We start from the raw sequence: 14,456 nt of genomic DNA, 5'->3' as shown, positions 1-14,456 counted from the left end.
GCGGTAATCAAACGTTAGCGGACGGGAACGCCGGGGCCTAGGGGAATTCCGATGGCGTACCAGACCATAAAGAAAAGGAACCAGCCGACTAGCAACGCGATAGAGATCGGCAAGGTCATGGAGATCAGTGTGCCGATTCCGGCACGCGGATAGTACCGTTGCAGATACCCTAAGACGAGGGCGAAATACGGGCTCATCGGCGAAATGATATTGGTGGGCGAGTCACCGATGCGGAACAACATCTGAGTAACTTCCGGAGAAATCCCGATCAGCATCAGCATAGGTACCAAAACGGGTGCCATGAGTGTCCATTGAGCAGATCCGGAGGTGATAAAGAAGTTTAGCGCCGCGACCAATAACACCACTCCGCCAAAGAGGACGATTGTCGGCAAGTTGGCCTGCGACAGGAACTCTGCACCGTTAATGGCCATTACCTCTCCCATGTTTGACCATCTGAAGTAAGCGATGAATTGTGCTGCCGCAAAGAAGATAACAATGATGGGTGCCAGTTCTTTAATCGCTTTGGCCATCATGTCCGGGACATCGTGTAGTTTGCGTATAGTTCCGTTCACCAGGCCATAGGTGACACCGGCGACGAAGAATGCCAGTGCGATTGGTAACGCGATGTCGGTAAGTAACGGAGAGTCCAGCGCATCTCCACTTTCAGCCTGCATCGGAGAACCTGGTATGAACAGTAGAGCGAAATAGATAGCCAGGAAGAGCACGATAGCAAGTGCTGTCCATCCCAGAGAACGGACTTCTTTCTTCGTATACGTCAGTAGCGATTCGTCGTCATCGATCGCAGTATCTGCATCTGTATCCCGACCCGTTTGGAGTACTGCGGTCGCCGCGCCTCCTGCTCGATCTTCTTCGTCACGGAAGCGCCGAGTCATTTTCACCAGCAAGAGTTCAGCAACAAGGGTGACCAGGGTGGCGAGGACTACGGCAGACGCCATAGAGAAAAAGTAATTGGCAACTGGGGACACGACGTATTCATCGTCAATAATATGAGCTGCACTCGTGCTAATACCGGCCAGGACGGGATCCACTGCAGTAATTAGTAGTGACGAGTTGTATCCCGCCGAGGCTGAACCGAAGGCAACGATTGCGCCGAGCACTGCGGAGCGACCGGCGGCCTTGAACGCGGCGGCTGCTAAAGGAATCAAAATGACGTAGATGGCGTCGGAGGCCACAGAACCGGTGACGCCAGTCAGAGCGATAGTAAATGTGAGCCATTTGGTCGAGACACGAGAAACAATGACCCGAATTGCACTGCTAATCAGTCCCGAGCCTTCGGCGACAGCCACGCCAAGCATGACCGTGATGATGATGCCAAGTGGCGGGAACTCGACAAAGTTAGCTATCGCATCTTCAATCATCCGCTGAAAACCCGCGGGGTTGAGCAACGATTGGACAGCTACGTGCTCGTCGTCGGCCGGATTCACAGCACTGAGGCCAACGCTTTCAAGAACGGCCGAAAGGACAAGGACAAGAACGGCTAACGCTATAAACAGCCAGAACGGGTGCGGCAGATAGTTGCCGATCTTCTCAAGCCATTGGAGTGACCGCACCAAGCGTCCGTCTCTCGGCGTGGTAGCTACACTATCGGCGGAAGCTACTTTTGGCTCCGGATCGTGTTGTTGAGTTGTCATAGCGGTCCTCTGTTCAAGAGCGAGTGACGAGATAATTTGCGGGCCGGCGATTCAACGTTGGATGTGTCGCGTAGGCCTGTCTAGGTAGCTTGACTAATGTGAACTAAATCATAACGAAAGCAACCGGATTTTTTCAAAGCGATCTCGTTGAGGTGCTGGGATGTGAGGGACGAGAAGTCATATATTTCTGTGGGGGATTCACGAGTCAGATCGGATTTTATCGACAGGGTCTCGCGCTCTTTCGTCTTACCAGCTCAGACGGTAACTAGCGTTAAACAAAACCGGGGACCACGCGATCGCGTGGTCCCCGGCCAGATGTTCAGACTCAAACGTCTAGATTAGGCGTCCATCTTCTGAACCTTGGCGGCAGCACCGGACTTGCGGTTTGCGGCCTGGTTCTTGTGAATGACACCCTTGCTCACGGCTTTGTCCAGCTTACGGCTGGCTACGGCCAGAGCCTTCGAGGCGGCTTCCTTATCACCGGACTCAACAGCTGCATCGAGGTTGCGCAGGTGAGTCTTCAGCTCGGACTTGTACGCATTGTTGCGACGACGAGCCTTTTCGTTGGTGAGAATACGCTTCTTTTGCGACTTAATATTGGCCACGGAAATGGTCCTAACTTCTGTCGAGGATTGGTCGGTTGAGGGAGTTTCCTATCCCGAGCGACTGAGCGGTGTGGGGGCACCTAGGAAAGCTCGACACAGGGTGCCCGTCGACCTACGCGGACACACAGCTGACCATCATACCACGCAACAGCGTGCGGATTCTTCGTGGTGTGCGGTGGCACTGAGCACATACACTGGCTGGCACCCTGGTGGAATCATGAGACAATAGACCATTAGACCTTATTCATTGTCATCGATGAAGGATGTTGCCCTTGTCGCCACAGGCTATTGATCCGCCCCGTCCTGGGTCGACCAACCCGGTGCAGATTCGAAACTTCTGCATTGTTGCCCACATCGACCACGGTAAATCTACCCTGGCCGACCGGATGTTGCAGAAAACCGGCGTGGTGACTCCCCGGGAGATGAAAGACCAGTTTTTGGACCGGATGGACATTGAACGCGAACGCGGGATTACCATCAAATCCCAAGCCGTGCGCATGCCCTGGGCCTATGAAGGCACCAACTACGTGCTGAACATGATCGACACCCCCGGGCACGTTGACTTCAGCTACGAAGTCTCCCGCTCTCTGGCCTCCTGTGAGGGGGCGATTCTGCTGGTTGATGCTTCCCAAGGGATTGAAGCTCAAACGCTAGCCAACCTGTATTTGGCGATGGAACACGAGCTGTCCATTATCCCGGTGCTCAATAAGATTGACCTTCCGGCAGCTGATCCCGACCGCTACGCGGTGGAGATCGCCAACCTGATCGGTGTGGAACCCGACGACGTACTCCGCGTCTCGGGTAAAACCGGTGAAGGCGTGGAAGAACTGCTCGATGAAGTGGTCCGGTCCACCCCCGCACCTGAGGGCAATCACGATGCGGCCACCCGGGCGATGATTTTCGACTCGGTCTATGACAGCTACCGTGGTGTGATTACCTACGTGAGAATGGTCGACGGCGAACTCCAACCCCGCCAGAAGATCAAGATGATGGCCACCGGTAGTACCTACGAACTCCAGGAACTGGGTGTGTATTCACCCGATGCCATCCAAGCCGAGGGATTGTCGGTCGGTGAAGTCGGGTACCTGATTACCGGCGTCAAAGATGTGCGCGAATCCAAAGTCGGTGACACCATTACCTCGGCCCACGATCCGGCCGAGGACCTGATTAGTGGCTATGAGGAGCCTCAGCCGATGGTGTTCTCCGGTTTGTATCCCATTGATGGCTCGGATTACCCGGACCTGCGTGATGCCCTGGATAAGCTCAAGCTCAACGATGCTGCGCTGAACTATGAGCCCGAAACCTCGGTGGCGCTCGGTTTCGGATTCCGTGTCGGATTCTTGGGGTTGCTCCACCTGGAGATTGTGCGCGAACGTCTGGAACGCGAATACAACCTGGATTTGATTTCTACCGCGCCCAACGTGGTCTACCAGGTCACTACCGAAGACGGCACCGAAGTTGATGTCACCAACCCTTCAGAGTTTCCCGAAGGCAAGATCCAGTCGGTGCGTGAACCCATGGCGCAAGCCACCGTGATTGTGCCCAGCGAATTTATCGGTGCGGTCATGGAACTCTGCCAGGGTAAGCGCGGACAGCTTCAAGGTATGGACTACTTGTCCGAAGAGCGTGTCGAGATCCGGTACTGGATCCCGTTGGCCGAAATTGTCTTCGACTTCTTTGACCAGCTGAAATCCCGGACCAGGGGCTACGCCTCGTTGAACTGGCAACGCGATGGCGACCAAGAAGCGGACCTGGTCAAGGTGGATGTGCTCCTTCAAGGCGACACAGTCGATGCGTTCTCAGCGATCACCCACCGTGACCACGCCTACGCCTACGGGGTCAAGATGACCGGAAAGCTCAAAGAGCTCATCCCACGTCAGCAGTACGAGGTGCCCATTCAGGCAGCCATTGGTTCCCGGATTATTGCCCGCGAGAACATTCGGGCTATCCGCAAAGATGTGCTGTCCAAGTGCTACGGTGGCGATATTTCGCGTAAACGGAAGCTGTTGGAGAAGCAGAAGGAAGGCAAGAAGCGGATGAAGATGGTCGGCCACGTGGAAGTGCCACAGGAAGCTTTCATTGCTGCCCTGTCCACCGACGGTGGCGACTAAGCCTCCAGGAGGCCTGACGATCTCGTGCCACACATCGACCTGCAGGGCTACCGGGTTCCTGACTCCCCGCTGTTTCCCGCTGACGTCGGTCAGCGCATCTCCGAGTCGCTGACAGCGGGAACACCCAGGACCTTCTCGTTGTACGTGCACATTCCGTTTTGTACGGTCCGGTGTGGGTACTGCGACTTCAACACCTACACGGCCACCGACTTTGGGCCTGGAGCCTCCCACGACACCTACGCCACAACGGTCTTACAGGAACTGGAAATGGCCCGGGAGCGGATGGATGCTTCGGGCATTCCGAACCGGCCGATTCATACCGTCTATTTTGGAGGCGGGACGCCGACACTATTGCCTGCCACAGACCTGGTCCGGATTGTTGAGCGAGCCCGGGAGCTCTTCGGTATCAAACCGCAGGCGGAAATCACCACCGAGGCCAATCCGGATACCGTTACCGAGGATTCGATCGCCGAACTGGCCGAGGGAGGATTCACCCGGCTGTCGCTGGGCATGCAGTCGGCGGTCGGCCACGTACTGAAAGTCCTCGACCGGTCACACACCCCGGCCAATATTCCCCCGGCGGTGGTCTGGGCAAAACAGGCCGGGCTGGAGGTCTCCCTCGACCTGATCTTTGGCACACCGGGGGAGAGCCTGGCAGATTGGCAACAGAGCCTTGAGGTCGCCATTGAGCAGGCCCCGGAACATCTGTCTGCCTACGGACTCATCGTTGAACAAGGCACCAAATTGGCGGCCCAAATTCGGCGTGGCACCTACCCCGATACCGACGGGGACGACCAGGCCGATAAATACGTGATGGCCGAGGAGCTACTGGGCCAGGCGGGGTACCGCTGGTATGAAATCTCCAACTGGGCTCATGATCCGGAAGGCACCGGAGTGCATCGGGCAGAACACAATCTGGCCTACTGGCGTAATCAGGACTGGTGGGGCGCGGGCCCCGGAGCTCACTCGCATTTAGCCGGCATCCGGTGGTGGAATGCCAAGCATCCGCTGGCTTATGCGCAACGGTTGAGCTCGGGGGTGCCTGCCGCGGTTGGGATGGAACAACCCGATGAGGCAGAACGCCACCTGGAAAATATTATGCTCGGGATCCGCCTTTCCGAAGGACTCGCCATCTCAGAGCTGAGTCCAACAGAACAAGAACAGATTCCCGAGCTACTGCGACAGGGATTATTAGAACCAGGCGCTGTGAAGAGAGGTCGCTTAGTGCCGACCCTACACGGACGGTTACTGGGGGATGCCATCACCCGCCAGCTGGCCGATATCTAGCTGACTAGCTGATCAGGCGCAGGTTGACCGGGTAGCGGTAGGGGCGACCCTTATTGACCTCGATACCGGCCACCACACCGGAAACGGTCATAAACAGCCAAATCAACACGGTCAGTACAGCGAAGATCGCGCCGATCACCGGCAACCAGGACAAAACGTTCAGCACGATAGCCACCACCGACAATGGCAAGGTGAAGTTCAGGGCTTCCTTCGATTCTTGGGCGGTGAAGGGGCCACGTTCGCGGAAGACCAAGTAGATTACCAGTGAGGGGATGAACATCAAAATGGCACCAAAGTGTGCGACAGCGGCCCACTGACGGTCCTCGGAGGGAGTCAGCGGTTTCGGCTCTGACGTCTCATTCTGCTGGGGGCCAGAAGTATTTCCCGAGTACTGGGACACGAGTTCCACCTTTTCTCTCTGAGCTGTCACAGCTACTGTCTCAGCTTTATGCCATCACGTCCGGTTCCTTCCTCAGAAGAATCCGGGCGAATTCAACCATCAGTATAGGAGGACAACCTGAATTTCGTGTAAAGAACACGATCAGCTCCGAGAGCTAGGCGGGCTCCACGGTGACAAAGTCAATCATTTGTTCGACCTTGGCCAGCAATGTCGGTTCCAAGTCCGCGTAGTTGCTCACCCGGGCCAGAATCTGTTTCCATCCCAGCCCTATATCCTCTGCATCCTTGTGCGGTAGCCCCAACCATTCGAGAATCCCGGCCTTCCAGGATTGGCCCTTCGGGATGACCGGCCACTGCTGCCGGCCAATCACCTGTGGCTTGACCGCCTGCCAAATATCGACATACGGGTGACCCACAATCAGCACATTGCCCTGAGCCCCGGGAAGCGTCATGGTCTGCTCGGCAATCGCCGACTCTTTAGACCCGGGCACAAGGTGATCCAGCAACACCGCCAAACGGCGTCGCGGAGCCGGACCAAAATCGTCGACCGCACCGGCCAGGTCGTCAATACCGTGTTGCGGTTCGACCACAATCCCTTCAACCCGCAGATCATCGCCCCAGATTTTTTCCACCAGCTCGGCATCGTGGACACCTTCCACCCAAATCCGGGAGGCGCGGGCGACCTTCGCCTGAGTTACCGGCGCCTGGCGAGACCCTGAGGCAGTGCGAGCATGACGGTGTCCGGGCTCGGCCGGTTTCTTCGTCTTGGTCGGCTTCACCAGCTCAACCGGTTGTCCGTCGATCAGAAATCCCGGGCCCAGCGGGAAAGACTTGGTCGCACCGCGACGATCTTCTAAGACCACCACGATCATCCCACCAACCCGTTCTAGCCGGATCATCGCTCCGGTGAAACCAGTGGTAGCATCCTCGACCACCAGATTCTTAGCAGCGGGAACCTTGGGAACAACGGCCTGCCGGGCCCGCCGAGCCTGATCTGTTGCCAGAGTCTCTGGCCCCCACTGATCCCACTCCATCAGCACTCCCTTTCGCTGGCACGTCGTCGGTGACGTGGTCCACTTGGTTCCCGGTGAGACTACCACCGGGCGTTTGTCTGCCAGCGAAGCACCGCCGGTGAGACTGCACATCACCACAGCGGGCTACTAGAATTAGCACTAGGCGCCCGACAGTGCTAATTTGTGGAAGATACGCACGACCATCAACAGGCTGAGCAGAAGGGACGGTGAGATGAGCGATTTGCCGCGCCGGATGAAAGTCTTACAGGCCATCGTGGAAGACTATGTCGCCTCCCGGGAGCCAGTCGGTTCCAAAGCCCTGGTGGATCGTCACGACCTCGGCGTTTCCTCGGCCACGGTGCGTAACGATATGGCCGATTTGGAAGATGAAGGGCTTATTGCTGCCCCGCACACCTCGGCCGGACGGGTCCCGACCGATAAAGGGTACCGGTACTTTGTTGACCGCATCTCCGAAATTCGACCACTCTCGGCAGCAGAAAAACGTGCCGTGCAGGCCGTCTTGGACATCACCACCGAAGACCTCGATGAGGTCATGACCCGGAGCGTGCAGGTACTGGCCCAGCTCACCCACCAAGTGGCCGTCGCACAGTTTCCCAAGACCGATACCGCGGTGATTCGTCACCTCGAGCTCGTCTGGTTAGCCGAACACCGCCTACTGGTTGCGGTGATTTTCTCGACCGGGAAAATCGAACAGCGCATGTTCACCGTCGCCGATCAGGAAGATGACCTCGACGTCCAGGTGGTACGCGACATCTTCGTCCGCCAACTCAACGGGCTCACTGCCCAGGAAGCGCTCTCGGTGATTCCGGGCATTCTGGCCGGTGTGCCCGGAACAGAACAGCGCTTGGCCGAAGATTTATCCCACCAGCTCCAGCTGTTGTTGGCCTCCACTCAGCGCGACCGGATCTATTTGGCCGGTACCGCCAACTTGGCCCGGTCTCAAACGGACTTCGGATCCTCGATCGGACCGGTGTTGGAAGCACTGGAAGAACAGGTCGTGTTGCTGAAGCTACTGGCCGAAATGCAACAAGACGTGCGGGGGTTGTCCGTCTCGATCGGTACCGAAAACCAGGGGTCGTTGTCGGGGACCTCCGTCGTCGCAGCCGGCTATGGCCCCAACAGCAGTTCCATGTTGGGTGTGGTGGGTCCAACCCGGATGGACTACCCCGGTACCATGTCTGCGGTACGGGCCATCGCCCGCTACTTGTCGAAAATCTTAGCTCAGTAAATTGGAAGGAAGTTACTCCACCGTGGCAGATCACTACGAGGTTCTGGGGGTATCGAAAGATGCCTCGGCAGAAGAAATTAAGCGCGCCTACCGGAAGAAGGCACGCACCCTGCACCCAGATGTGAACCCCTCACCTGACGCTGCCGAAGAATTCAAACAGGTCACCGCCGCCTACGAAGTGCTTTCGGACGAGACCAAACGTCGTAACTACGATATGACCGGTAACGCTAACGGTACCGGAGCGACCGGTGGCTTTGGAGGAGGCTTCGGTGGCTTCTCCGATATCTTTGACACCTTCTTCGGCGGTGGCGGTGGTGCCCGTTCTGGCCCGGCCTCACGCACCCGTCGCGGCCAAGATGCGCTGATTAACGTCAAGATCGAGCTCGAAGATGCTGTCTTCGGTGTAGAGAAAACCATCGACCTACAGACCGCGGTACGCTGTAGCGTTTGCGATGGCTCCTGTGCCGAACCCGGTACCGGGACTCAGACCTGCGAAACCTGCCACGGCCAAGGCCAAATCCGTCGCCCGGTTCAATCCATTCTGGGTACGGTGATGACCGCCGAAACCTGCCCGAGCTGTCGGGGCTTTGGCGACACCATTCCCAACCCGTGCCACGAGTGCGGTGGCCAGGGCCGTGTTCGCGAACGGGTGTCGCTGACCATCAAGATTCCCTCCGGTGTCGATACCGGCACCCGCATTCAGCTGGCCGGTCGTGGTGAAGCCGGTCCCGCCGGTGGCCCCCAGGGCGATCTCTATGTGGAAATCAAAGTCGGAGACCACCCGGTGTTCTCCCGCGACGGTGCTGATTTGACCGCCACCATGACCTTGCCGATGACGGCTGCGGCCCTGGGCACCGAGCTGACCTTGGATACCTTCGACGGGGAACAAACGATCCGCGTCAAACCCGGCACCCAATCCGGCTCGGTCGAAACTCTCAAGGGTCTGGGCGTGGGTCTGTTGCGTGGCAACGGGCGCGGGGACTTAAAGGTGACGCTGAAAGTCGAGACCCCCACCAAGCTCGATGATAAGCAACGTGAGCTGTTGGAAGCACTAGCCACCGCCCGCAGTGAACACATCGTCCACGGCCAGACCGAATCCAAAGGCCTGTTCTCCCGGCGGAAGAAAAAGAACCGTGACCGCGACTAAGCATCTGGCGGCGATGAGTTCGGGCAGGCCATGACACACCAGCTGTTCTATGTTGCCCCCGGGGCTTTGGAGGGGCTGACAGGCCGCGGCGACCAGGTGGAACTGGATGCTGCAACCACCCGGCACGCGGTGAAATCCCTGCGACTGGCGGCAGGAGACCGGGTGCTGGTGGCCGATGGGATCGGCACCGGGGGAGTGGGAGAACTGGTGGAGACCTCCGGTCCCTGTGCCGTGGTCGGTCTCGAGGAACTCACCCACCAACCGGCACCTGCACCCCGGTTGGTTTTAGTCCAAGCCCTGGCCAAAGCAGACCGCGACCTGCTGGCGGTGGCCACCGCGGTCGAACTCGGCGTGGACGCGGTGATTCCCTGGCAGGCCGAACGCTCGATCGTGCGGCTGAAAGCAGACAAGACTGCCAAAACCGTGACCAAATGGCAGTCCCAGCTGCTCACCGCGGCCCAACAGTCCCGCCGATACCGGATCCCTGAGCTCAGGGATCCGGTCAGTGGCACCGCCGTGGCCGAGCTAGCCCAGCACCGGCACCGGTTGGTGCTGGTCACCCACCAAGACGCCACCGAGCACCTGGGTGAAACGCTCACCGACGCGATGCAGCAAGCACACCATGACGGGCCAGCCATCTCCGAGATCGCTATCGTGGTCGGCCCCGAAGGTGGTATCTCACAGGCAGAAATCACCGCACTGCAGGATGCCGGGGCCCGCATCGTCGTGCTGGGGACCCATATTCTGCGGGCCTCCACCGCCGGCCCGGCCGCCGTGGCGGTGATCAATGAACGACTCGGCCGGTGGTATCCGCCCCAGGCCACCGGGTGAGGGATCACCGTCGCGTCGGTGAAGCGAGTAGACTTGAGCACAACGTCTGAGCACACGACCTTGACCCCCCTGACGGAGAGTGCACCGAACTCTTGGCTGAGATCACCAACCACAACACCATTAGTTTCTCCTCTGCCGAGCAGATGATTGCCAGCTTGGGACCCCAAGACCTAGCCCTGCGTGTCTTGGACGGTATCTACCCGGAGCTGACCATCGCACTACGTGACCAAACCGTAGTGCTCTCTGGCGCCGACGACGCGGTGACGCAAGCCCACCGCGTACTCGAAGAACTGCGTTCCATCGCCGCCGGTGGCACCACCGTCGACGCCCAGCTGATTGAAGCCACCATCTCCGGTGTCCGGCACCAGGCCCGGATGGCTGATGTCGCCCAAGCACAGACCCATGCCGGGGGAGTGGCCGGCCTCAGCGCCGGCGCGACCACCTCCGGTACCCGAATCGGTGTGGGAACCGAAGCGATTATTTCCTCCCGGGGGAAGCAGATCCGTCCCAAGACGCTGAACCAACAGGACTATGTGCAAGCCATCGACGAGCACACCGTGACCTTCGGGCTCGGCCCAGCTGGCACCGGTAAAACCTATTTGGCCATGGCCAAAGCGGTCCAAGCCCTGCAGGCCCGGGAAGTCAACCGCATTATTCTCACTCGCCCGGCGGTCGAGGCTGGCGAGTCCTTGGGCTATTTGCCCGGATCCCTGTCCGAGAAAATCGACCCCTACCTGCGCCCGCTCTACGACGCGTTGCACGATATGGTCGATCCCGAAAACATACCGCACCTGATGGCTGCCGGAACCATTGAAGTCGCTCCGCTGGCCTATATGCGCGGTCGCACCCTGAACGATGCCTTCATCATTCTCGACGAGGCCCAAAATACCTCCTCGGAACAGATGAAAATGTTCTTGACCCGCCTGGGATTCAATTCTCATATGGTCATCACCGGCGACTCCTCCCAAATCGATCTGCCCCGGGGCACCGACTCCGGGCTGGCCCAAGCCGTGGAATACCTGGAGGGGATCGACGATATTGCCATCGTGCACCTATCCAGCAAGGATGTGGTTCGCCACCGTCTGGTCTCTCAGATCGTCGACGCCTATGAAACTCACCAACCCGCCGGCGCCTCGCGTCCTGCCCGCAGTGCACGCAACGTCCGGAAATCCGGAAGGTAATGGTCTGCCATGTCCGTTGCTGACGCCCTGCCACACGTCGATGTGCTCAACGAGTCCCAGACCCCTGTAGACACCGACCGTCTCTACCATCACATCCAGCACCTATTCACCGCATTGCACCTGGCAGAGACCACCGAGCTCTCGGTGGTCTGCGTGGACCCGGGGCCGATGGAACAACTCCACCTGGACTGGATGGATCTGCCCGGGCCCACCGACGTGATGAGCTTCCCGATGGACGACATGACCCCCGGCACCGCCGAGGAACCCACCGATGGGGTGTTAGGAGATGTGGTACTCTGCCCAGTCGTCGCCGCCGACCAAGCCCGCGCCGGCGGACACGAGACTGCCGATGAAATGGCACTGCTGCTCACCCACGGCGTGCTCCACCTGCTCGGCTACGACCACCAAGACCCCGCAGCACGCGAGGAAATGTTCACACTCCAAGACCGGTTGCTGACCGCATTCCTGGGTTACCCGGCACCGGCACCGACCGTGGACTAAGGGATAACACACCAGATGCTGACCATAACGATCCTGATCCTGCTGGTACTGGCCTGCTTTGGGCTGGTCTGGGTGCTCTCCCTGGCTGAAATCGCCCTGGGCTACATCTCCTACCGGCAAGCCGAAGACATCGTCGCTACCCGACCAAAGAACCCAGCGCTGATAGTGGTCTCCCACCTGCAAGAGCACCTGTTCGCGTTGCAATTCTGGCGGGCTTTCTTCCAAACCGGAGTCGCACTGTGTGTCACCATGCTCATCGACTTCTTCACCGACAACCTGTGGCTGACCATGCTGTGTGCCAGCCTGGCGATGCTGATGGTCGCAGGCCTGCACCTGCTGTTTACCCCGCGTGATCTAGCCTCCCGCCACGAATCTCTCGTGGTGCGCCTTACCGCCCGGCTGGTACGTACCCTGCGCCAAATCCTCGGCCCCATCCCGGGTCGGGTGGTGGCGTCTACCGACGATGACGACACCGAGGACGAAGAACTCGACGAAATTCACGACCGTCACTTCCGCGAGTTCATCTCCCGGGCCGAAGATGCCGATATTATTGACCCGTCAGAGGCCGACATGATTCAATCGGTGGTCGAGCTCGACGACACGCTGGTGCGCTCAGTGATGGTTCCCCGCATCGACGTGATCTGGATCGAGACCGGCACCACCCTGGAGGATGCCCTGAGCCTGTTCATCCGCTCCGGTTACTCCCGCATCCCGCTCACCGGAGAATCTCCCGACGACATTCTCGGCATCGTCTACCTCAAAGACGTGGTCCGGGCCATCCACCGCACCAAGATGGACACCTCTGCCAGGGTTGACCACATTGCCCGCAGTATCTCTTTCGTCCCCGAATCCAAGACCGTGTGGTCGCTGCTACAAGAAATGCAACGCGACTCCACCCACGTGGCGCTGGTCATCGACGAATACGGCGGTACCGCCGGTGTGGTCACACTCGAAGACCTCATTGAAGAAGTCGTTGGGGATATCTCCGATGAATACGATGTGGACGACCGCGAGGATGTCACCCCGGTCGCCCCGGGGGAATTTTTGGTCACCGGGTCCATGTCCGTCTCCGATTTCACCGAAACTTTTGATCTGTCGATGGATGACAACGACGATGTGGATACGGTGCGCGGTCTGTTTGCCAAACATCTCGGCCGCATCCCCATCGAATCCTCCACGGTGGAGATCGAAAACCTTCGACTCGAGGTCGAAAGCCTCGAACCCCGACGCAACCGCGTCGACCAGATCCGGGTCTGGGTGACCGAACGAGACCGGCGTGGCACCGACCAGGATCCTTCCGAGACCGAGACCGATGTCGAGACCGGCGCCGAGACCGAATCCGCCACCAGTTCCGAGGCCAGCTAGACACACCCCAGGACACCGATGAACGATCACCACGCACCCCAGCATCCCGCCGACAACACTCCCGGCTACCGGGCCGGGTTCATCAGCCTGGTGGGTCGGCCCAATGCCGGAAAATCCACCCTCACCAACGCGCTGGTCGGCACCAAAGTGGCCATCACCTCCTCCAAGCCCCAAACCACCCGGCGGGTGCTCCGTGGCATCATCTCCACCGAGGACTACCAGCTGATCCTGGTCGATACCCCCGGCCTCCACCGGCCCCGCACGCTCCTGGGAGAAAAGCTCAACGACCTGGTGGCCGAAACCCTGGCCGGGGTGGACGCGGTCGGATTGTGTTTGCCCGCCGATGAAGCCATCGGCCCCGGCGACCGGTTCATCGTCACCCAACTGTCCTACCTGAAGGACACCCCCGTGATCGCGCTGGTCACCAAAGCCGATAAAGTCACCAAACAACACCTCGGGGAGAAGCTACTTCACGTCCAGGCGCTGGGCGATGAGATGCTAGCCGAGCACGGGGGATTCGCCGAGCTCGTGCCAGTCTCGGCTTTGACGGCCTTCCAGGTCGACACCGTTGCCACGGTGCTGGCCAACTACGTGCCCGAATCCCCGAAACTGTACCCGGACGATGAACTCACCGATGAAGCCGACACGGTCATGGTCGCTGAACTCATCCGAGAAGCCGCCCTGGAAGACTTCCGCGACGAACTCCCACACTCCCTGGCCGTGGTGGTCGAGGAGATGAGCCTGCGCGAGCGCGACGAGGAGACCACCGCGCAACACGACGCCGGAGACGGGCAGCGCACGTCTCGACGCCACACCAAAGCACCCATCACCGATGTATACGCCGCCATCTACGTGGAGCGTGACTCTCAGAAAGCGATCGTCATCGGCACGAAAGCAGCCCAGCTGCGCACAATCGGGGCGAGGGCCCGGGCCGAGATTGAAAAACTCTTGGGCACCAAGGTGTACCTGGACCTGCGGGTCAAAGTCGCCAAAGAATGGCAACGCGACCCCAAACAAATGCGCCGGGTCGGCTTTGAGGACCTCTGAGACGACGACCTGCGGCACCACCCCGGATACTGACCCGGCGTGGCAGCCATCACTGAGAACACACACCA

The 14,456-nt window shown here is 59.2% G+C and carries 13 protein-coding genes; 9 read left to right on the top strand and 4 right to left on the bottom strand.

Going from position 1 to position 14,456, the window contains the following annotated elements; all coding sequences use genetic code 11:
• Nucleotides 1–14 precede the first annotated feature (14 nt).
• Nucleotides 15–1,652 carry an AbgT family transporter gene (locus tag DCC27_RS03935; RefSeq protein ID WP_110098393.1) on the bottom strand — a complete coding sequence of 546 codons (1,638 nt, stop codon included), beginning with the start codon at nt 1,650–1,652 and terminating at the stop codon, nt 15–17.
• Nucleotides 1,653–1,990: 338 nt separating this feature from the next.
• A complete protein-coding gene (rpsT, locus tag DCC27_RS03930) occupies nt 1,991–2,257 on the bottom strand; it encodes a 30S ribosomal protein S20 (RefSeq protein ID WP_110098392.1) in 267 nt (88 codons plus the stop codon).
• A gap of 272 nt (nt 2,258–2,529) precedes the next feature.
• Between rpsT and lepA the strand changes: the two genes are divergently transcribed.
• Complete coding sequence (gene lepA / locus DCC27_RS03925) at nt 2,530–4,368, top strand: translation elongation factor 4 (protein WP_110098515.1); 1,839 nt, start codon at nt 2,530–2,532, stop codon at nt 4,366–4,368.
• Nucleotides 4,369–4,392: 24 nt separating this feature from the next.
• Nucleotides 4,393–5,655 carry a radical SAM family heme chaperone HemW gene (hemW, locus tag DCC27_RS03920; RefSeq protein ID WP_369859775.1) on the top strand — a complete coding sequence of 421 codons (1,263 nt, stop codon included), beginning with the start codon at nt 4,393–4,395 and terminating at the stop codon, nt 5,653–5,655.
• A 4-nt stretch (nt 5,656–5,659) separates the two neighbouring features.
• On the opposite strand, the gene DCC27_RS03915 is transcribed toward hemW, so the two are convergent.
• Both DCC27_RS03915 and DCC27_RS03910 read right to left on the bottom strand, forming a co-directional pair.
• A complete protein-coding gene (locus DCC27_RS03915; protein WP_233242861.1) occupies nt 5,660–6,055 on the bottom strand; it encodes a DUF4870 domain-containing protein in 396 nt (131 codons plus the stop codon).
• Between the two features lie 154 nt (nt 6,056–6,209).
• Nucleotides 6,210–7,088, bottom strand: coding sequence for a DUF3097 family protein (locus tag DCC27_RS03910; protein WP_110110184.1), 879 nt, complete (start codon nt 7,086–7,088; stop codon nt 6,210–6,212).
• A 211-nt stretch (nt 7,089–7,299) separates the two neighbouring features.
• Here DCC27_RS03910 and hrcA point away from each other — a divergent pair, with 211 nt between their 5' ends.
• The 7 genes from hrcA (at nt 7,300) to era (ending at nt 14,388) form a co-directional block, all read left to right on the top strand.
• Nucleotides 7,300–8,316: a heat-inducible transcriptional repressor HrcA gene (gene hrcA / locus DCC27_RS03905; RefSeq protein ID WP_110110183.1), complete on the top strand. Its 1,017-nt coding sequence runs from the start codon at nt 7,300–7,302 to the stop codon at nt 8,314–8,316.
• 22 nt (nt 8,317–8,338) lie between these two features.
• Nucleotides 8,339–9,463: a molecular chaperone DnaJ gene (dnaJ, locus tag DCC27_RS03900; RefSeq protein WP_110098389.1), complete on the top strand. Its 1,125-nt coding sequence runs from the start codon at nt 8,339–8,341 to the stop codon at nt 9,461–9,463.
• Nucleotides 9,464–9,493: 30 nt separating this feature from the next.
• Nucleotides 9,494–10,294 carry a 16S rRNA (uracil(1498)-N(3))-methyltransferase gene (locus tag DCC27_RS03895; protein WP_110110182.1) on the top strand — a complete coding sequence of 267 codons (801 nt, stop codon included), beginning with the start codon at nt 9,494–9,496 and terminating at the stop codon, nt 10,292–10,294.
• A 143-nt stretch (nt 10,295–10,437) separates the two neighbouring features.
• Nucleotides 10,438–11,475, top strand: a complete 1,038-nt coding sequence (locus DCC27_RS03890; RefSeq protein ID WP_110110213.1) for a PhoH family protein — start codon at nt 10,438–10,440, stop codon at nt 11,473–11,475.
• A 9-nt stretch (nt 11,476–11,484) separates the two neighbouring features.
• Nucleotides 11,485–11,976 carry an rRNA maturation RNase YbeY gene (gene ybeY, locus DCC27_RS03885; RefSeq protein WP_110110181.1) on the top strand — a complete coding sequence of 164 codons (492 nt, stop codon included), beginning with the start codon at nt 11,485–11,487 and terminating at the stop codon, nt 11,974–11,976.
• Between the two features lie 15 nt (nt 11,977–11,991).
• Entirely contained in the window at nt 11,992–13,341 is a 1,350-nt protein-coding gene (locus DCC27_RS03880; RefSeq protein WP_110098386.1) for a hemolysin family protein, read from the top strand.
• An 18-nt stretch (nt 13,342–13,359) separates the two neighbouring features.
• Nucleotides 13,360–14,388 carry a GTPase Era gene (era, locus tag DCC27_RS03875; protein WP_110110180.1) on the top strand — a complete coding sequence of 343 codons (1,029 nt, stop codon included), beginning with the start codon at nt 13,360–13,362 and terminating at the stop codon, nt 14,386–14,388.
• The last annotated feature ends 68 nt before the right edge of the window (nt 14,389–14,456 follow it).

The organism is Auritidibacter sp. NML130574, from assembly GCF_003185725.2.
In the GTDB taxonomy this organism is placed as follows: Bacteria; Actinomycetota; Actinomycetes; order Actinomycetales; family Micrococcaceae; genus Auritidibacter; species Auritidibacter ignavus.
The sequence above is the reverse complement of the archived record's forward strand: the minus strand, read 5'-3'. Positions and strand labels throughout refer to the sequence as shown.

Excerpts from the sequence above, each read along its gene's own strand:
- era (WP_110110180.1), top strand. The coding sequence starts at position 13,360 with ATGAACGATCACCACGCACCCCAGCATCCCGCCGACAACACTCCCGGC.
- hrcA (WP_110110183.1), top strand. The coding sequence starts at position 7,300 with ATGAGCGATTTGCCGCGCCGGATGAAAGTCTTACAGGCCATCGTGGAA.
- DCC27_RS03935 (WP_110098393.1), bottom strand. The coding sequence starts at position 1,652 with ATGACAACTCAACAACACGATCCGGAGCCAAAAGTAGCTTCCGCCGAT.
- DCC27_RS03895 (WP_110110182.1), top strand. The coding sequence starts at position 9,494 with ATGACACACCAGCTGTTCTATGTTGCCCCCGGGGCTTTGGAGGGGCTG.
- DCC27_RS03910 (WP_110110184.1), bottom strand. The coding sequence starts at position 7,088 with ATGGAGTGGGATCAGTGGGGGCCAGAGACTCTGGCAACAGATCAGGCT.
- DCC27_RS03880 (WP_110098386.1), top strand. The coding sequence starts at position 11,992 with ATGCTGACCATAACGATCCTGATCCTGCTGGTACTGGCCTGCTTTGGG.
- ybeY (WP_110110181.1), top strand. The coding sequence starts at position 11,485 with ATGTCCGTTGCTGACGCCCTGCCACACGTCGATGTGCTCAACGAGTCC.
- DCC27_RS03890 (WP_110110213.1), top strand. The coding sequence starts at position 10,438 with ATGATTGCCAGCTTGGGACCCCAAGACCTAGCCCTGCGTGTCTTGGAC.